Origin of the sequence: Candidatus Amarolinea dominans (assembly GCA_016719785.1) — a bacterium.
Lineage (GTDB): Bacteria > Chloroflexota > Anaerolineae > SSC4 > Amarolineaceae > Amarolinea > Amarolinea dominans.
Map to the genome: position 1 here is coordinate 68992 of JADJYJ010000006.1, position 18463 is coordinate 87454.

At 62.5% G+C, this 18463-nt stretch carries 12 protein-coding genes; 7 read left to right on the plus strand and 5 right to left on the minus strand.

Features of this window, described 5'->3' with window-relative positions:
- The first annotated feature begins 42 nt into the window (after positions 1–42).
- From IPM84_08920 to cax, 5 genes are read left to right on the plus strand one after another with little or no spacing between them, the layout of a single operon-like run.
- Positions 43–1233 (plus strand): ABC transporter permease subunit, encoded by a 1191-nt coding sequence (locus IPM84_08920; protein MBK9092883.1) that lies wholly within the window; start codon positions 43–45, stop codon positions 1231–1233.
- A 3-nt stretch (positions 1234–1236) separates the two neighbouring features.
- The gene (locus tag IPM84_08925; protein ID MBK9092884.1) at positions 1237–2442 is read left to right on the plus strand and encodes an amino acid ABC transporter permease; all 1206 of its coding nucleotides are present in this window, start codon (positions 1237–1239) and stop codon (positions 2440–2442) included.
- A 32-nt stretch (positions 2443–2474) separates the two neighbouring features.
- Positions 2475–3236 carry an amino acid ABC transporter ATP-binding protein gene (locus tag IPM84_08930; GenBank protein ID MBK9092885.1) on the plus strand — a complete coding sequence of 254 codons (762 nt, stop codon included), beginning with the start codon at positions 2475–2477 and terminating at the stop codon, positions 3234–3236.
- Between the two features lie 54 nt (positions 3237–3290).
- A complete protein-coding gene (locus tag IPM84_08935) occupies positions 3291–4424 on the plus strand; it encodes a tetratricopeptide repeat protein (GenBank protein ID MBK9092886.1) in 1134 nt (377 codons plus the stop codon).
- 23 nt (positions 4425–4447) lie between these two features.
- Positions 4448–5491, plus strand: coding sequence for a calcium/proton exchanger (gene cax, locus IPM84_08940; GenBank protein MBK9092887.1), 1044 nt, complete (start codon positions 4448–4450; stop codon positions 5489–5491).
- Positions 5492–5549: 58 nt separating this feature from the next.
- Here cax and IPM84_08945 read toward each other — a convergent pair whose 3' ends face one another.
- Positions 5550–6359: a hypothetical protein gene (locus IPM84_08945; protein MBK9092888.1), complete on the minus strand. Its 810-nt coding sequence runs from the start codon at positions 6357–6359 to the stop codon at positions 5550–5552.
- Positions 6360–6464: 105 nt separating this feature from the next.
- On the opposite strand from IPM84_08945, the gene IPM84_08950 reads away from it, so the two are divergent.
- On the plus strand, positions 6465–8147 hold the full coding sequence (locus IPM84_08950) for a sulfatase (GenBank protein MBK9092889.1): 1683 nt from the start codon (positions 6465–6467) through the stop codon (positions 8145–8147).
- A gap of 2 nt (positions 8148–8149) precedes the next feature.
- A complete protein-coding gene (locus tag IPM84_08955) occupies positions 8150–9319 on the plus strand; it encodes an aminotransferase class V-fold PLP-dependent enzyme (GenBank protein ID MBK9092890.1) in 1170 nt (389 codons plus the stop codon).
- Positions 9320–9491: 172 nt separating this feature from the next.
- Here IPM84_08955 and IPM84_08960 read toward each other — a convergent pair whose 3' ends face one another.
- The 4 genes from IPM84_08960 to atpC form a co-directional block, all read right to left on the minus strand.
- Positions 9492–17234 carry an RICIN domain-containing protein gene (locus IPM84_08960; protein MBK9092891.1) on the minus strand — a complete coding sequence of 2581 codons (7743 nt, stop codon included), beginning with the start codon at positions 17232–17234 and terminating at the stop codon, positions 9492–9494.
- Between the two features lie 5 nt (positions 17235–17239).
- Complete coding sequence (locus IPM84_08965; protein ID MBK9092892.1) at positions 17240–17413, minus strand: hypothetical protein; 174 nt, start codon at positions 17411–17413, stop codon at positions 17240–17242.
- A gap of 183 nt (positions 17414–17596) precedes the next feature.
- Positions 17597–17914: a HigA family addiction module antidote protein gene (locus IPM84_08970; protein ID MBK9092893.1), complete on the minus strand. Its 318-nt coding sequence runs from the start codon at positions 17912–17914 to the stop codon at positions 17597–17599.
- 82 nt (positions 17915–17996) lie between these two features.
- Entirely contained in the window at positions 17997–18455 is a 459-nt protein-coding gene (gene atpC, locus IPM84_08975) for an ATP synthase F1 subunit epsilon (protein MBK9092894.1), read from the minus strand.
- Between the last annotated feature and the right edge of the window lie 8 nt (positions 18456–18463).

Here is an 18463-nt window from a genome sequence, read left to right on the forward strand (position 1 = left end):
TGGTCATCTGCTCCTGGCTTTTTCCACACACGGTGAACCGTCATGTCCGCTCAACCATCGCCTGGCCGCCCGGCTCTCAGTCGCTCGTTTTGGCGCGATGAGCGCTTTCTCAAGGTTGCCACCCAAGTTCTGGTGGTGGTCATCATCGCCGGCTTCGCTTTCCTTCTGGCGCGCAACATGGTCGCATCCTTGCGCAAGCAGGGCATCGCCCTCGGCTTCAACTTTCTGAGCGATTCCGCCGGCTTCGACATCGGCGAGATGCTGATCACCTACACCAACACCGACACCTTTGGCCGTGCCCTGCAGGTTGGCCTGCTCAACACGCTGGTGATCTGTGCGGTCGGCGTCCTGCTCGCCACCGTGCTTGGCATCCTCGTGGGCCTGGCTCGCCTATCCGAAAACTTCCTCGTCAATCGCATGGCGCGCCTCTTCGTCGAAGCCATGCGCAATGTGCCGCTGCTTGTTCTGCTGATTTTCATCTACTCCGCTTTCTTTCTCAAACTGCCCCGCGTCCGTCAGGCCATCGAGTTGCCGGGACCGATCTTTCTTAGCAATCGCGGGGTGTCCATGCCCTGGGGAATTCCCACCGCATCGGCGCGTCTCTATCTGCTCATGCTGGCTCTGGCCGTTGTTGGTGCCATCGTCACCGCGCTGATGGTCCGCCAGCGCAGCCGCCGCCTGGACCGTCCGCAGCCGGTTTTCTCTCTCAGTCTGCTCGCCTTCGTCGTGATCGCCGTCCTCGGCTGGTTTGTCATGCCTCAGTCACCCCTGCGCCTTGATCTTCCGGCCGTCCAGGGCCTCAACTTCAGCGGCGGCCGCGTCTTCACCCCCGAATTTCTCGCCCTCCTCTTGGGCCTGGTCATCTACACGGCCGCCTTCATCGGCGAAATCGTGCGCGCCGGCATCCAGGCCGTCTCCAAAGGGCAACGTGAAGCCGCCAGCGCCCTGGGCCTGACTGGCAACCAGATTCTGCGCCTGATTATCTTCCCCCAGGCGCTGCGCGTCATCATCCCGCCGCTCACCAGTCAATATCTCAACTTGATCAAGAACTCAACCCTGGGCGTCGCCATCGGCTACCCCGACTTATTTGCCATCTCAGGCACCGTCATCAATCAAACCGGTCGCGCCGTCGAAATGATCGCCATCATCATGGGCCTTTACCTGGCGGCGAGCCTGCTGACAGCCGCGGCCATGAACTGGTATAACCAACGTGTACGCCTGGTGGAGCGCTGAACCATGAGCTATTCCAACGCGACGACTGCCGTCTTACCGCCGCCTACCGAGCGCTATTCGGCGCTCGGCTGGCTGCGCAAAAATCTGTTTGGCGCCTGGTACGATGCGCTGTTCACCCTGGTCGCGTTCTACCTCGTGTTTACCCTCGGTCGCGGCCTGTTGATCTGGGTCTTCACCCAGGCGCGCTGGGCGGTGATCACCACCAACCTGCGCCTGTTCATGGTGGGCCAATACCCGGCCGCTCATATCTGGCGGGTCTGGCTGTGTGTCGCCATCCTGGCCTTCATCATCGGCGTCACCTGGGGCATCTGGGTGTATGGCCGTCGTATTCCCGGCCTGCTGCTGCTGGCGCTTCCCGTCGCATTCATGCTCCTACCCAGTGCCCTGGTCAACCGGATGGCGCTGGCCGCGGTCGGTGGAGCCGGCTTGCTCGGCTTTGGCCTGGGCCGCCTCAGCCCGAGACTGACCCGTCGCGCCGTCCCGTTCATCTGGGCAATCTACTTCCCCCTGGTCATTCTCCTGATCAGCGGCTTTGGCGGTGACAAGAGCGTGCTGCCGCCGGTGCCCACCAACCTGTGGGGCGGCCTGCTGCTGACCTTCCTGCTGACCGTGGTCGGTATCGTGTTTTCGTTTCCCATGGGGGTGCTGCTGGCGCTTGGCCGACGCTCGCAGTTACCCATCATCAGCGCGCTGTCAGTCGCCTTCATCGAACTGGTGCGCGGCGTGCCCTTCGTCAGCATCATCTTCATGTCGCAGTTGATGCTGCCGCTCTTCCTTCCGGAAGGCATGACGATTGACCGCGTGATTCGGGCCATGGCCGGCGTCACGATCTTCAGCGCAGCCTACCTGGCCGAAAACGTGCGCGGCGGCTTGCAGTCCATTCCGCAGGGGCAAGTTGAAGCAGCGCACGCGCTGGGCTTGAGCGGCTTCAAGACGATGCTGCTCATCGTCCTGCCGCAGGCGCTGCGTGCCATCATTCCTGTGCTGGTCGGCCAATTCATCTCCCTGTTCAAAGATACCTCGCTCGTGGTCATCGTCGGCTTGCTGGAACTGCTGGGCATTGCCAAGGCGGTGCTGGCGCAGCCTGACTTCCTGGGCCTGCAGACCGAGGTCTACCTGTTCATCTCTGTGCTGTACGGCATTTTCTGTTATCTGATGTCGGCGGTCAGCCAACGCCTGGAGACGGCGCTGGGCGTGGGCGTGCGCTGAAACGCACACCCCATCAAGGAGTAAGCAAGAGCATGAGTCAAAGCACTGAAGGCACGCACGATCCAATCATTGTCTGTCGGGATGTCCACAAATGGTACGGGCAGTTTCATGTCCTGCGCGGCATCAACATGGAGGTGAGCAAAGGCGAGGTGATTGTCATCTTTGGCCCGTCTGGCTCCGGCAAATCTACCTTCATCCGCACCCTCAACCGCCTGGAGGAGCATCAGCGCGGGCAGATCGCGATAGATGGTGTCGAATTGACTCACGATGTGCGCAATATCGAGCGCATCCGCAGCGACACCGGCATGGTCTTTCAGCAGTTCAATCTGTTTCCCCACCTGACCGTGCTGGACAATGTGGCCCTGGCGCCCGTTTGGGTGCGCCGCTGGCCGCGCGCCAAAGCTGAGGAGACCGCCATGCAGCTGTTGGTGCGCGTCGGCATCCCCGATCAGGCGCGCAAATTCCCCGGCCAACTGTCTGGCGGCCAGCAGCAGCGTGTGGCGATTGCGCGGGCGCTTGCCATGCAGCCCAAGATCATGCTGTTCGACGAACCGACCTCTGCGCTCGACCCGGAGATGATCAAGGAAGTGCTGGATGTGATGGTCGAGCTGGCGCGCAGCGGTATGACCATGTTGGTGGTGACACACGAGATGGGATTTGCGCGGGCCGTTGCCAACCGCATGTTCTTTTTCGACAACGGGCAGATTGTGGAGAGTGGCACGCCCGCGGACATCTTCAATCACCCCACCGAAGACCGCACCAAGCTCTTCCTGTCACAGATTCTGTCACACTGATGGCAGGCACGAGGGATTTACCAGTCATGTTTGTCGCACTGACGCTGGCTGTCCATGTATATTGATCGCCGCCGGCGCAAGCGCCGTTCACCTCTACTCCTCCTGGTAGGCCTGATCTTGCTGGTGGGGGCTGCCTACGCCATCAATCAGCAGACCGGCCTGATCGAGCTGCGCAACCCGTTGGTGCCACCGGAGCCGACCCCCACGCCTACCCGTAGTGCGCTCTCGTTTCTGGCGGACGCCGAATCGTTGTACGCCAACGGCCAGATCGTCGAGGCGAGCGAGGCGTACGCCGCGGTCGCAGCGCTGGAACCGGAGAATGACGAAGCTCTGCGCTGGCAGGCCAAGCTGGAGGCGCTGCGCGGCCATGCTGGCAAGGCCGTCGCGCTGGCGCAAAAGGCGGTGGAGATCAATCCGCAGAGCGCCCAGAATCTGGCCGTTCTCAGTATGGCGCAAGACTGGAACAAGCAGTACGATGAGGCCCTGCAGACCGCGCTGGAGGCGTTGGACAACGACCCTAATCTGGCCGAGGCCCATGCCTACCTGGCGGAGATCTACATTGACAAAGGTATCTGGGCGCTGGCGCTGGAGGCGGCGCAGACGGCCGTCAAGCTCGACGAGAAGAGCATCGAAGGCTGGCGCAACCTGGGCTACGTTCTCGATCAACAGGGACGTCGCGAGGAGGCGCTGACCGCGTATCAAAAAGCGATTGATCTCCACCCCAAGCTAGGCTACCTGTACGTGGGCAAGGGCTGGGTTTACCTGGCTTTGAGCGACTACGAAAAGGCGCTGGCCGAGTTTCAACGCGCGGTGAACGTCAACCCCAAGAGCGCAGATGGCTACGATGCCCTGGGCTGGGGGCATATCCTGGCCGGAGCACCAGATCGGGCGGTGATCTCCCTGGAAAGGGCGCTGCAGGTTGACCCGGAGTATGGGCCGGCCTACGGGCATCTCGCGGTGGCCTACTACCTGCGGCGCAATTACGAGAAGGCGGTTGAGTATTTCGAGCGCGCCATCGCCCTGAACCAGGCCACCACCGAGTATTACTATGAATTGGGCCTGTCCTACCTGTACAAGGAGCCGGAAGACTGCCAGAACGCGGTTCCCTGGCTACGCAAGGCTTTGGACATCAACCCTGAGATTCCGCAGGCGCGGCAGGGCCTGGACTACTGCGCCCGCAAGAAATGAGATGAAGAAGAGGAGACGGTTGGATGAAGTATTTGAAGATTCTGCTCGTGTTTGTGCCGCTGGCCATTCTGGGCGAATTGCTGCACTGGAACCCGCTGCTCGTGTTCGCGCTGTCGGCCCTGGGGGTTGTACCGCTGGCCGGGCTGTTAGGTGAAGCCACAGAGCACCTGGTGGTGCATACCGGGCCGCGCGTGGGCGGTTTGCTCAACGCCACGTTGGGCAATGCCGCTGAACTGATCATTACCATCTTCGCCCTGCGCGCCGGACTGTTTGACCTGGTCAAGGCTTCGATTACCGGCTCGATCATCGGCAACATGCTGCTCATCATGGGCCTTAGCCTGATGGTGGGCGGACTCAAACACGGCCATCAGCGCTTCAACCGCAGCCTGGCCGGGGTCAACGCCACGCAGCTTTTGCTGGCCACGGCCGCGCTGGCGATTCCATCGCTCTTCGCATTCAGCACCGATCAGGCCCACCCCCTGTCGGTGGACGCGCTCAGCCTCTGGATGGCCGTCGTGATGATCGTCCTTTATCTCTCCGGCGTTCTGTTCAGCTTCCGCCAGAAAGATGAAGGCCATGACCAGCACGATCAGCACAACGGGCCGGTCTGGAGAGTGCGCACCTCGCTGCTGGTCCTGACCGTCGCCACGGTTTTCATCGCCTGGCTGAGCGAAATCCTGGTAGGCGCGGTGGAGCCAACGGTGGCAGTCCTGGGCGTGTCCGAGTTCTTCCTGGGCATCATCATCATCCCGCTCGTGGGCAACATCGCCGAACACCTGGTGGCGGTGCAGGTCGCGTTCAAGAACCAGATGGACCTCAGCCTGGGCATTTCCGTCGGCTCCAGTTTGCAGATTGCGCTTTTCGTGGCGCCCATCCTGGTCTTCATCAGCCTGCTCTTCGGCAATGAGCTGACCCTCGTCTTCAACGCGTTCGAGATCATCACGCTGTTCGCGGCCGCGCTGATCGCGGCCTTCGTCTCGCTCGATGGAGAATCGAACTGGCTGGAGGGCGCACAGCTCCTGGCGCTCTACATCATCGTCGCCCTGGCCTTCTTCTTCCTGCCGTGAGGTAAACCCATCGTAGGTCATGCCTCCGGCGTGACGACGCCGTCGGCCAGGCTTCGGATTAAAACCAGGTCTTCCAATCTGCGCCCAGCGCGCCGCGGCTGCGTGACCCCGCCTGGCTCTGACTGCACGGACAGGTGCGCGGGCCTTGCAGGGCCGTCACAATACCCGGCAGTGCCTCCAACACACGGCGCAAGGCCAGGCGAAATTCGCCGCTGTGCTCGCCGCTGAGGGCCGACTGACCGCCGCCATGACCCACGCCCGGCAGGTGATCGGCGCCCGGCTCCACCACCGTGGTCAAGCCAACGAAGCACATCTCCAGCTCCTTGGCCAAAATGACCTCCGGCACCAGGTTGAGACCCAGGATGTCGGCGCCCCAGGCCCGAAACAGGCGCGCCTCGGCCGCAGTTTCGCGGCGCGGACCGTCGAAGCCCAGGTAAGTGCCCACGGTCGCGGCCTCCGGCAGCGCGTGCAGCAGCGCCTGGCGGCACTGCGGACAAAAGGCCGGCATCTGCGCCAGGTAGCCCAGGCCGCGACGCTCGAAAAAGGTGGTCGGCTGATGGCGCGTCCAATCAATGAAGTCGTCCGGCACGAGCAGGCTGCCCCGGTGCAGCAGCGGGTTGAGACCGATGACCGCGTCCCAACCGATCAGCCGCGTGATGCCCACGTCTTTGGCAGCCCACAACGTGGCCCGCGGGTCGGTGCGGTCAGGCAAACCGGAATAGGGCAGTACGAGGACCTGGTCGCGGCGGGCAAATGGCCCGGCCGGGCCGTAGGGCGTCTGCACCGTGAACTCATCACGCACCGCGCCCAGCATGTCCAAGGCCGGCGGCGGCAAGATGACGCCGATCAGAAGGAGAATATCGCTCATGCCGATTATGATAACACGTTTGGCAGGGGAGAGCAACTCATCATGCTTGGCGATGCTGGCGCTTCGTGCTATACTTGCCGCCGCAATCCAGTACACGGAGACATCATGCACAGATCGAGCCATGCCACCTGGCCCTTGCTTCGCTTACTCACCCTGGTCATTCTGCTCAGTTCCTGTATTCAACCCGCTCAGCCGGTCACGACGCCTGACCGACCGCTGCTGACCCCAACCGCCGCCAGCATCGCGCCGACGCCGACTCCAGCGGTGACGCCCACCCCGGCCGCGGCGCCTGCCTCTCGCCCCAACATCCTCTTCATCGTCGCCGATGACCTGGACGCCGCCAGTGTGAGCGCCATGCCGCAGGTGCAGGCTCTGCTGCGAGGGCAGGGGCTGACGTTCACCCAGGCGTTCGTCACCAATTCGGTCTGTTGCCCCTCGCGCACCACGTTTCTGCGCGGTCAGTACACGCACAGCCATCATATCTACACCAACCGCGCGCCCGATGGCGGCTTTGAGTTGGTCTATCAGCTCGGGTTGGAGCAGTCCACAGTGGCTACCTGGCTGCACGATGCTGGCTACCGCACCGCCCTGTTTGGCAAATATCTCAACAACTACCCGGAGACGGCCAGCGAGACCTATATGCCGCCGGGCTGGGACGAGTGGTATGCGACGGTGCGCAACGGCCCCTATCAGTTCTTCGACTATGATCTCAACGAGAATGGGGCCATCGTGCATCACGGCACGGCGCCGGAGGACTACCTGACCGATGTGCTGGGCCGGCAGGCCACCAGCTTCATCACGCGCAGCGTCGCGTTGGCGCAGGAGATGCCCCAGGGCGCACCCTTTTTCGTCTACCTGGCGCCCTATGCGCCGCACAAGCCGTCCACGCCGGCGCCGCGTCATGCACGCCTCTTCGCCAATGTGCAGGCGCCGCAAGGCCCCTCCTTCGACGAGGAGGATGTCAGCGACAAGCCGGCCTGGGTCAGTACACGACGGCGCCTCAACCGCAGCGACCTGACCGAAATTGACCGCGAGTATCGCAACCGCCTGCGCTCGCTGCAGGCCGTTGACGAGATGGTCGCCAGCCTCATCGGCGCCTTACAGGCCAGCGGGGCCATCTCCAACACCTACCTCTTTTTTACGTCGGACAATGGCTATCACCAGGGACAACACCGCCTGCCGGCCGGCAAGACCACCGCGTATGAGGAAGACATTCGCGTGCCGTTGTTTGTGATTGGGCCGGGCGTGCCCGCGGGTGCAAGTCGCGCTCATCTGACGCTCAACACCGACCTCGCGCCCACCTTCGCCGCCCTGGCCGGCGTCGTCCCACCCGCCTTCGTCGAAGGGCGTTCCCTGCTTCCGCTGTTGGCATCCGATCCGCCGGCTGTGGAGGACTGGCGCGCCTGTGTCCTCATCGAACATAAGACCCTGGAGATTGGCGATCCGCCCACCTATGAGGCTTTGCGCACGCCGCAGTTTTTGTATGTGGAGTACACCACCGGCGAGCACGAGTTCTACGACCTGATCCTCGACCCGCACGAACTGGAAAACCGTTACGCAAGCGCCGATGTCGGCCTGCTGCGCGGGCTGCATCAGCAGTTGAGCGCGCTGCGGCAGTGCCAGGGCGCCGCGTGTGGGCCGCTGGAAGATGCACCGCTGCTGGCGCAAAGCTGGTATTTCCCGGTCATTGCCTCCCAGCAAACGGGCAAGTTACCCAGTCAATCAGCCTGGGTCAATCTCGGTCCGCTGCGGGCATTCAAGCAGATCTGGCTCGGAGAACTGGAATAATCATGCACCTCGAAGAACTGTTCCTGCTGCGCCCGGACATGACGTTTCTCAATCATGGCTCCTTTGGCGCGTGCCCGCGACCCGTGTTCGCGGCCTATCAGGCCTGGCAACGCCAGCTTGAAGCGCAGCCGGTGGAATTCCTGGGGCGACGTTTCAACGGGCTGATGGCGCAGGCGCGCGCCCGCCTGGCCGCGTACGTGGGCGCGGGCGCAGATGACCTCGTCTTCGTGCCCAACGCCACCACCGGCATCAACATCGTGGCGCGCAGCCTGGCCCTGGCGCCGGGCGATGAGGTGCTGGCGACCGATCACGAGTACGGCGCCATGGATCGCACCTGGCGGCTGCTGTGTCGCAAACAGGGCGCCATCTACCGCAACGCCCCGATCACCCTGCCAACGACCACGCCTGAGGCGATGATCGCGCAACTCTGGGCCGGCGTTACCCCGCGCACGCGCATCATCTTCCTCAGCCACATCACCTCGCCCACCGCGCTGACCTGGCCGGTCAAGGACATTTGTCAGCGGGCGCGCGCGGCCGGCATCCTGACCGTGGTGGATGGCGCGCACGCGCCGGGCCAGATTGCGCTCGACCTGGCCGGCCTGGGCGCGGATTTCTACACCGGCAACTGCCACAAGTGGTTGTGCGCGCCCAAGGGCGCAGGCTTCCTCTTCGGCCGGCCTGAGGTGCAGCATCTGATCGAGCCGTTGGTGGTGAGTTGGGGCTGGGAAAGCGAGACGCCCGGCCCGTCACCGTTCGTGGATTACCTCGAATGGACAGGCACGCAGGACATTGCCGCCTACCTGGCGGTGCCGGCGGCGATTGATTTCCAGGCGACGCACGACTGGGAGCAGATGCGTCTGGCCTGTCACGAACTGGTCAGGGAGGTGCGGCAACGCATCAACGGCCTGACCGGCCTGGCGTCCATCTGCCCGGACGCGCCGGAATGGTTTCGCCAGATGGCGGCGATCCGCCTGCCCGCGTGCGACACGGCCGCGCTCAAGGCGCGCCTGTGGGATGAATGGCGTGTCGAGGCGCCGATCATCACCTGGAATGGGGAGCCTTTCGTGCGTGTGTCGGTGCAGGCGTACAACGACCAGGCCGATATTGAGCGCCTGATCGCGGCGCTGACCGCGCTGCTGCCGGTGGTGCAAGCGCCGGCGCCGAATGGCTAACCCGAGAATAGGCCGCGGATGAACACAGATCGCCACGGATTGCCTGTTTTTATCCCCGGTCGCGCCCGCGGGGCATGGGTAACTGACTTGGAAGCTTCCCTTCAGGAAGAACTGCCATGCGGGCTGAGCGCCTGCGTGACAGCTCTTCCTGAGATTCTGACCACCCGCGGCGCTATGCCTTCCTGGTCAATAGTTGATCCAGCTTCTCATTGATCTCTTTCTGTAGAGTCGCCACCTTGCCCTGCAAATCCGTCAGTTGATCACGCAGCGCCCGGATGTCGTCAGCAGCTTCGTCGCTCTTGACCACACTGCGGCCAAAGCCCATCAGCGCCGGGCGCTCGACATAGGTCACGCGGTGGAGCACCCGCCAGACTTTGTTGGGCCGCGCGCTCTGCGCTTGCCGCAGCGCGCGCGCCTCCTCATCGTTGCTGGCCAGCCATTCGGGGTCTATGACGTAGTTGAAGAAGTCATGCCAGTGGTTGGTGGTGTTCTCCAGAAAGAAGCTCATAAAGCGGTAGCGATCGACCTTCTCGCCGGGCAGAATCGGGTAGTCGCGATAGTCGGTGATGCCGCGGCTCTCGACGCCGCTGAGATCAACGTGCAGCTCCAGCCCCTTGCTGCCGCGCTCGGTCTTGTTCATGGTCTGGGTCATGCTGACCTTAGCCATGGCAGTCAATCCAACTGCGACCCCACCCACTGCGAATGCCCCTTCACCCCCGATGGCAAAGCCCATATCAAACGACCCACCCACCGTGTGTTCCACCGTGCTGGCAAACTGCTGCTCTTCGGCGTGGAAGCCACCATCGCCATCCCAGACGTAGGTGTTGACGATGTTGCGTTTGCCGGCGCGGACTTGCAGATTCTCCATCTTTTTCTGCCAACTGGCAAAGCTCTCCGAGGCATTGGCGCGTGCCGAGAGATCGCTATGTTTCTTGGCGATGTCGTTCTGGCGTTGTTCGCCCTCTTTGGTGCGGCCAGCCTGCTCGTGCTCGCGTCTATTCTGTTGCAGACCCTCTAGTTCTTTTTGCTGTTTGTCCACCTCCGGTTGATTGAGTGGGCTGGCCTTTTTCAGCTCGTCAATCTCCTTCTGCTTGGCTTCGATCTTCTTGTCCAACTCTTTGATCGCATCATCGCTTTCGCCACCGCTGCGATCCGAGCTGTTGACGCCCACCGCGCCGCCATCGCGGCTGGAGTCATCCACCTGGCGGTTGAGCGATGTTTCATCCACCAGGCCGGCGTTGAACTGATTGAAGTAAGCCTGGTGTAATTTGTCCTGCTCATCGATCTGCGCCTTGAGATCATAGGCCTCTTTCAAGCGGAAGTAGCTGGCCGGGTAGAGCGAGCCATACTGGCTGCGCATCTCCGGCACATGGCGGAAGAAGCGCTCGCTGGTGGCGCGGCTGCCGGTCATGCCGTCGAGACTACCCGCCATGGTGTAGGCCGGGTTGATCAGGAAGGTGATCGTGTTGACATCCAGCGGCACCCCTTCCACCGGCAGCACCTGGTAGCCGATCATGCGCCCGCTGCGTTTGAGCTTGCTGACAAACACATCCGCCAGACCGCTGGTGACCACGGCATAACCGATATTCTTGGGAATGAACCGTTGGCCCAGGTGCGGGAAGTGCGGCTCCGGCTCCTGACTGCCACGCAGTTCCAGCCGGTCACTGCTCATCAGGCTGTGGCTTGCGCCCACCGTGCTGGCGTTCTGCCAATGGTAGGCAAAATCGGCGGCGACATTCATGCCGGCACGCGTATCGAGCAGTTCCGTCTCGACCCCAAGCCCGGCAGTCACCGTAGTATCCACGCCCACAAAGAGCGCTGTCTCCGCCCCCAGGCTGACATCCTGCTCGCGCGTCCAACTGTACTCCACGTCTGAGGACTGGATCAGCTCGACGGAGGTTGCGCCATTGTAGTCCTGCTCTTCGGTCAGGTTTTCGCCGGGCAGCGGCGGCGCGCCTTCGATGTAGCCGATCAGCGTCGGCTTGATCTGGGCGTTGCCGATCCACTGCATCTCCAGCTCTTCGATGCGTTGTTCGTCGACCAGCCGCAGCCCTCCGAACGTGGGCAGCGCCAGGCAGCGCAGCATCATCACCGACTTGCGCCGCTGAGCATCCACACGCACGCGGCTGTACTCGGCGCAGATCACCGAGCGCTCGAAGCTGCCGTCCATCAGCCCCTTGACTTCCTGGCTGCTTAGTGCATGCGTGTAGAGCCGCACCGCCTCCATTTCGCCCTGGAAGTACGGGTCGTTCCAGCTACCTCTGCCGAGATAGTTGTGGACGCGTTCAACGTTCGCCGGCAATTCCATCTTGCCGCTGGCGTTTTCGGTGCCGTCCACATAAAGATGTGCCAACCCATCTTTCTCGATGGTGGCGACGACGTGCATCCATTGACCCTGTGGCAGATCGGTTGGCGATTCGAGTGTGAAGACAGCACCGTCGCCTCTGTAGACCTGGAAGATGAGATGGCGGCTACTCTCTTTGTTCGCCAGCAGGATGTTCTTCTTGTTGCCGGAATCACCCAGGTCGATGATGCGCGACCAGCGGTTGAACTGGTCGAAACGCACGCGTGCTTCAATTGAGATGCCCTCACTGAAATCTGGAGTCATCGTCGGCAGTTGTTCATAGCTATTCTGTCCGTCAAAGCTCTTGCGCTGGCTGAGCAAAGAAATGGGAAGCTTGTGAAGCCGTCCAATCGGCGCGGTGCAGGGCGCCCATGCGCCGCCAGTGATGCTGAAGTTTTGACCGCGCCCGCTGTGGTCACGCGCCAGATCGCCCTGCGCCTCGTTGAGCGGGTAATAGGCGATCAGCCCTGGTTCGTTGCCGCTGAGGGTGAGCACGCTGTTGGCCTCGATCTCGCGCTCGCCCAGCGCCACGTTCCAGATGCGCAGTTCGCACAGTTGCCCATGCCAGGCAGGGCTCTGGCGCGGGAAGCCGCCCATCCCCGCTTCACCGATGCCGCTCAGCGATTGGGTGCGCGGGCCACCGCCATCCTTGGACTTGGGGTCATTCTTACACCACAGCTTGCCGTCCACGTAGATGCGCATCTCGCCCGCGTTGCTGTCCTTGACAAAGGCCCAGTGCGTCCAGCGCCCACGATAGAGGCTGGCATCGGCCGGTTGGATCAGACCGTCAATGGCGCCGTTGGCCGGCTTCTGACCGGCTTGCCAGACGATTTCGCCCTTCTCGTTGGGCAGTTGAATGCACAGCCGGGGGTTGTTATTACTATCCAGCGCGCCCAGCAATGCGTTCACCTTGGGCAGATCGCTGCCGCCCTTGGCCCAGAACTCAATCGTGACCTGGTTGCTCAGGCCGGCAAAGACGGAAGCGGGCAAAGGCAGCGCCGGGCTGCGGCCATCCAGGGCCAGGGCAGCGCGATAGCCATCGGGCAGCCACTCTTCACCCTTGCCGTCCGCGTCGTAGGCCGCGTCGTAATGGGTCTGGCGCAGGTTGCCGTCGCCATCTTGATAGCTGAGGGTGACGCGCCCGGTGCAGCTTTCCAGGGCATGCAGGCGGGTGGAAGACACGGCGAAAGGCAGCAGCGCGCCCTGCACCCGCAGGCCGCGCGGGTCTTCCTGGTCGGGCAGGTCGGGCATGGTCTGGGCAGTGTTGTTGGCCTTGGCGATCAGCTCGAGATAGCTGGTCGTCAATTCGGCGATGCGCTGGCGGAGCGCCGCGAGCTGGCGGTTGATCTCGTCCAGTTCAGCCTGCCACTGCTGGCGCTGGCCGTCGCTGCTGTTCAGAGCCTGGTTCAAGCGGGCAAGTTCTGCCTGGGCGGCAGAGAGTTCGTAGTTCGCGCTGTTCAGGGCGTTTCTAGTCCGGTTGATCTCCGCTACGCTGTAATAGGCCAGTTGCGGCGCAATACGGTTCCCATACTGGCGGATCTGCAACCCGGAAATAACCTGGTCCGCGCCAACCATCACCGGGTGCAGGTCGATGAAATCGTTCTGTTCGCTGCGGCGCGAGCGAAAGAAACCAGCGTCCGCGTCATTTAGTACCCATTCATCGCCGCCGCCCCACGGATAGCTGCAGCGGATCCTGATGGCGCTGCGGTTCCCCTTCTTGTAGAACTGCACGCCGGTCACCACTTTGTCCTTGGGACACTTGACCGGCGCAGTGTCGACCCAGTCCTGGTGATCGGCGGCATTGCCGTTCAGATCCTCGTTCACGACCCATTCCTCAGCCGAGCCATCGGGATTGGCGCAGCGGATTTTGACGGCCAGCCGGGCGCTCAGATTGTAGAACTGCACGCCCGTCACCCGTTTCCCGGGGGGCGCGAGAATCTCCGCCGTATGGATGTGCCAGTCGATATGGGTGGCATCATTGCCCTCGCCCCACAGGTCGGTCTTCACTTCGCCCTCAGGGGGCGTGGCCATCGCCGCATCGTATTCACGCTGGCGGGCGTCGCGCGCCCAGGTCAGCGACTGCACAAGGCTCTGGTAGTCATTGCGGCGTCGTTCAGTCTCGTTGCGATTGGCGATGTCGCCCAGCAGCCGCTCCAGCTCCTTCTGGCGAGTGACGAGCGGCGCTTCTTCTTTTTCCTTGCTGTCGAGTTCGCGCAGCAGCTCGGCGGGTTGGGCAGGATTGGCCAACGAACTTGCCAGTGCGGTCAGCTTGGCGCTTTCGTCGGATGTGCTCAACGTCACCGTGTCGGAGACCAATCTGAGCGCATGGCGGCGCACCTCCAGGGTGGTCCAATCGCCCACCACGCCGGCCACCTCGAAGCAGCGCAGCAGGCGCACGCCTTCGGGGACGATAAAGCGGCAGGCGGCGCGCTGCCAGCCGTCGCCGAGATCCTCGAACAGGAACTTCTCCTGCATGGGGGCAAAGCTCAGTTCTTCCTCCGAGTTGCGGCTCAGGCGCCCCCACAGCGATGGCGCGAAGATGACGCCGTCCTTGCCGTCGGCGTTGGTGGGAGCAACCGGCTTGTCGCTGCGGAACTCGAAGCTTTCGACGTAGACCGCGCCCTCACGCACAGCGAAGAGGTCGCCATTGCTGAGCTTGACGGCTTCAGTCTTGCCGTCACGCAGGGTGCGCCCCAGCGTCACGCCGCCAGCATAGGGAGCGCCTTGCACCTCGCCGTGGTTAGCGTTGACCGAAAAGTCGAAGACGCGCTGGCTGCCATCCTCCTCCAGGGCAACGCCACCCAGCCGCCAGTAACCGGCCAGCCCGGCCTCGCGGCCGGTCAACTGGAGATGCATGGCGTTGGCGATCGCCTTGTCGCTGCGCCCGCTGGTCCAGAGCCGTACATCCGCCAATTCCCCTTGCAGCAGGTCGGCCGGCTGTACCTTGCCCGCTTTAATCTGCGGTGTGGCGGCCAGGCTGATGGTGCTGACGCTGAGGCTGAAAGTGGGTTTGCCCTGGTTGCCCTTGCCTTGCAGTGCATCCAGCGCCGCCTGCACTTCGACGGCCAACGCTGGCCCCACTGTCACCAACCGCCACTGCTGCCAATGGGCGTTGGTGGTCTCCGCCGGCCAGGGATTGCCCACGACGAAGCCGCCGAGATAGCCGTCCAGCACCTTGCCATCCGTCTTGGTGTGGAAGGTGTAGAAATCGTTGGTGTTGGCCTCCAACGTCCACTTTTGGCTGTCGGCGTTGCGCCATTCAGTCTGCTGGACGGGACGGTCTGCGGCCACATACTCCAGCACACGGTTGGTCGCCTTGTTGCGAATGGCAAAGGCGCCATCACCCTGCGGTTCCAAACGCCAGAGTTGCTCGGCGCGGTGATCAACCTGGTCCCGGCTCATACCTGTCTCCATCCCGGCGGTTACCACTTTGCCATCGGCGCGCTGCGCCATCCGGAACCAGTAGTTGGCGGGGTGGTTGGGGTTGGCCGTGTAGGCAGCCCGCAACTCGGCGGCTTCTTTCTCCAGTTGTTTGGCCAGCGCATCCTGGCCGCTCCTGGCTTTGCGGTTCAGTTCCTCGACAGTGACCGTGGCCTTGACCCCGCCATTTTCCAGCAGATGCAATTCCTTGCCGTCGAAGCTGCACGCCACATGCACCCATTCGCGCAGCGGCGCCGGCGTGGCGGATTCAATCCGCAGCGCGCTGGTGCGCCCGAGCAGCGGACGGGTGATAGCAACGGTGAATTTGCCATCTTTCAGCGCCAGGGTCGCTGCGGTTCCTGCCGGGGCTCCCCCGCTCTGTTTGCTGTCCGGCTGGGTCATCAGCAGGGTTTGATCGTCAGCACTGTTCAATTTGACCCAGGCTTCCACCGTGAAACCTGCGCTGAGATTGATCGGCTGCGAAAAGGGCGCGCTGATCCAATCGCGCTTGCCGTCCAACACCAGGCCGCGGCGCTTGCGCGACTCCAGCTTGATGTTGACCGCCTCGCCGCCAGCCCAGAGTCGCTCGATGGTGAAACTGTCTTCGTCGTGCTGGAGCACCGGGTACTCGCCGCTGTAATCGCCGTCGCCCACGATCTGCACCAGGTCGCCGGCCGCCAGCCCATGGTTGACCGCGTGGACTTTGAGCTTGCCGTCGCCGGTCTTTGCGTAACCGGTCAGCATGCCGTCGAAGATCAGTCCGCTCTCTTCTTCCTCCACCTTCTCCCAGTCGCCCAGTTCGCCGTACTTGAAGGGCGCGTCGATGACAAAACTGCCGTCGTCGGCCTTTGCGACCCGGTAGAGACCGTTATAGCTGGCGGTGTTGCTCAGCTTGACCGTGTCACCGCTCTTGAGCTTACTCACCGCTTGCTTGTCATCGGCGCTCACCTGCACGCGCACCCGGTCAGCGCTGTCGTCGTCGTCGGAGCGGCGCATGGCGGCGATTACGCCGGCCGGCGCGGCTGTGCTGTCGCCCACGGCTCGAATGTTGTCGAGCAGGTTGAGCGGCAGCAGGATCTCGCGCTCCTGGCTGCGCAGCAGCTCGTCCTTGCTGTCGCCGGCAATTTGCGCCAGGCGCCCGTCCACGCCAATCGCAAAGCTGAGGGTCGCCGTGCCCGCAGCTGTGGGCACAGCCAGCAGCACCTTGCTGGCGTCGCGCACCAGCTGCGGCCCATTCTGTGTCTGCTGCTCCCGCTGCACGTCGTATTTGATGACCGCCAGCCCGTTGATCGCGGCTAACGGCGTGCCCGCACTGTCTTGCAGCTCTAGCTGGCGGTGGATGAGTCCGGGAATGCTGTCGTACTGCACCTGGTCGGTGATGGGGTCCATCGTGCGAAACCAGTAGTCTTGCAGGTCGAAGAGCTGCTCGCTGCCCGCGCGCAGCGTCACCAGGTCAACCTTGCCGCTGCTGCGGTTGTGGGCGAAGATGTGCCAGCGGTAATTTTCCTGTTCATTGGTGGGCGTAACCACCACGCCGAACCAGCCATTCTGCAATTGGCTGAGCAGCTCGGGACAGAGCTCCGTGGACGGCTCGGTGAAGGGCCGATTCTGCATGTCTCGGAAGTCCAGCGAATCGAGCGATTCCATCTGGCCGCCGCTGTTGATCTTCATGGCTTTGAGCGGGGTGTACCGTTGGCGGCTGCGTTTGAAGCGCACTTCCAGTTTGGGGGTCAGCGTGTTGGTCATGCCATCGAGCACAAAGCGGTCCACCAGCAGCGTGCCGCGTGTGGATTGGCGGAAGACATAGAGATGGCCGTCGTGCGAGACAAGCTGCACCGGCGCGTCGGCGGTCAACGCGGCGCTGTCGTAGATCGAGCGCAGCAGGTACTTGCCCTGCTTGTCGGTCAATTCCGCCTGCTCCTTGTCCGCAACCGAAGCGTCGCCTAAGCGATCATTAGGCAATTCCAGCGTCTTGAACGCCTCCCAGCCGCTGCCGTTGGGGTTCTGTAGGGCGCTGTCTTCGAAGCCGTCCTGCTTGACGGTATAGCGGAGTGTGGCTGATCCATTTTCAACCACTGTGGCCATGATCAGCACTTTGCCTTCGTGGGTGACGGTGTTGATATGTTTGGTTTTTGACTGTGTGAGTAGCATTCGCCCTACCTTGTTTTGCCCGGTTTTCCGGCAACCGGGTCTGTTGGAACTACGAACTGCTGACTATTGATGGTGTCCAGGCCGAGCACGATGAACATCGTCCACAGCATCGGTTCGCCCCGTCCAATATGGTCCGCTTTTTTAACGACGGTGAGTGTTGCCGCCTGGAGATCGAGCATGATCTTCCTCCTGCGCGCTTAAGTCGAGTGTACGTATGGGAATGGGGGGTGACAAGTGGTTTAGAAAGAGGTACTATGCCAACAACGACGTGCCGCGTGCGTAATCTGTATTCCGGTTCATCTGACCGTCTACGAAGGCGGGAGGGCGCCAGTTCACAAGGATATAACCACGTTTAGCGATTCTCAGGCCACATGGCCTACACGAGATGGCGCTCCCTGCCAGGGCTTGATCTTCGCCAGCGTTTCCGCCAGCCTGCTCTCAGCCACCTCTGTATCATGGGCCGCCTGCGCGCGCAGCCAGTAGCCATTAGAGAGACCAAAGAAACGGCACAATCGCAAATCAGTGTCCGCCGTAATCGCGCGCTTACCCGCCACAATGTCACTAATCCGCTGCGCGGGCACACCGATCTCCTTTGCCAAACGATACTGCGAGAGACCCATTGGCTCCAGAAACTCCTCGTACAGCAGCTCTCCAGGCATCATGGGATTAAGTCGCTGCATGGTTTCACTCCTTTAACGCCAACCGCGCCAGTTGATGCTCCATAAACAAAGGGCGCTTGCAGCAGCAAGCGCCCTTTGTGAGTTACTGATTGTTGTTGTTTGGGTCGCGGAAGTGCGCCCCGGGGGTGTGCGTCGCGCTGCGCTTTTGCACAACACGCAGACGCATGATGGAGCGCCGCAGCGCGGCTTCCATCATCTCCCGGCGTTCAGCGCCCTTCGGATGGCTCGTCAGCCACTGCTCGGCGCGCTGACGGGCTTCCTCGGCCCGCGCCGCATCAATGTTCTCCGCGGACTCGCCCGAACGGGCCAACAGCACCACTTTATCGGGCCGCACCTCGATGAAGCCTTCAGCCACCGAGAAGAAGCGGTCCGGGCTGCCGGCCTTCTTGATGACGACTTCGCCGGGCTGAATGAGAGCCATCAGCGGCGCATGTTTGGGTAGGATGCCCAGCACGCCATCGGCGCTCGGCGCAATCACCATATCCACATCATCGCTGAAGATCCGTCCAGACTGCGCCACAAACTCAAAGCGAATCGGCATAATGGCCT

Bases quoted from the DNA above. Each gene is read 5' to 3' on its own strand.
- IPM84_08955 (MBK9092890.1), top strand. From the start codon at position 8,150: ATGCACCTCGAAGAACTGTTCCTGCTGCGCCCGGACATGACGTTTCTC.
- cax (MBK9092887.1), top strand. From the start codon at position 4,448: ATGAAGTATTTGAAGATTCTGCTCGTGTTTGTGCCGCTGGCCATTCTG.
- IPM84_08925 (MBK9092884.1), top strand. From the start codon at position 1,237: ATGAGCTATTCCAACGCGACGACTGCCGTCTTACCGCCGCCTACCGAG.
- IPM84_08945 (MBK9092888.1), bottom strand. From the start codon at position 6,359: ATGAGCGATATTCTCCTTCTGATCGGCGTCATCTTGCCGCCGCCGGCC.
- IPM84_08930 (MBK9092885.1), top strand. From the start codon at position 2,475: ATGAGTCAAAGCACTGAAGGCACGCACGATCCAATCATTGTCTGTCGG.
- IPM84_08960 (MBK9092891.1), bottom strand. From the start codon at position 17,234: ATGCTACTCACACAGTCAAAAACCAAACATATCAACACCGTCACCCAC.
- atpC (MBK9092894.1), bottom strand. From the start codon at position 18,455: ATGCCGATTCGCTTTGAGTTTGTGGCGCAGTCTGGACGGATCTTCAGC.
- IPM84_08935 (MBK9092886.1), top strand. From the start codon at position 3,291: ATGTATATTGATCGCCGCCGGCGCAAGCGCCGTTCACCTCTACTCCTC.
- IPM84_08965 (MBK9092892.1), bottom strand. From the start codon at position 17,413: ATGCTCGATCTCCAGGCGGCAACACTCACCGTCGTTAAAAAAGCGGAC.
- IPM84_08920 (MBK9092883.1), top strand. From the start codon at position 43: ATGTCCGCTCAACCATCGCCTGGCCGCCCGGCTCTCAGTCGCTCGTTT.
- IPM84_08950 (MBK9092889.1), top strand. From the start codon at position 6,465: ATGCACAGATCGAGCCATGCCACCTGGCCCTTGCTTCGCTTACTCACC.
- IPM84_08970 (MBK9092893.1), bottom strand. From the start codon at position 17,914: ATGCAGCGACTTAATCCCATGATGCCTGGAGAGCTGCTGTACGAGGAG.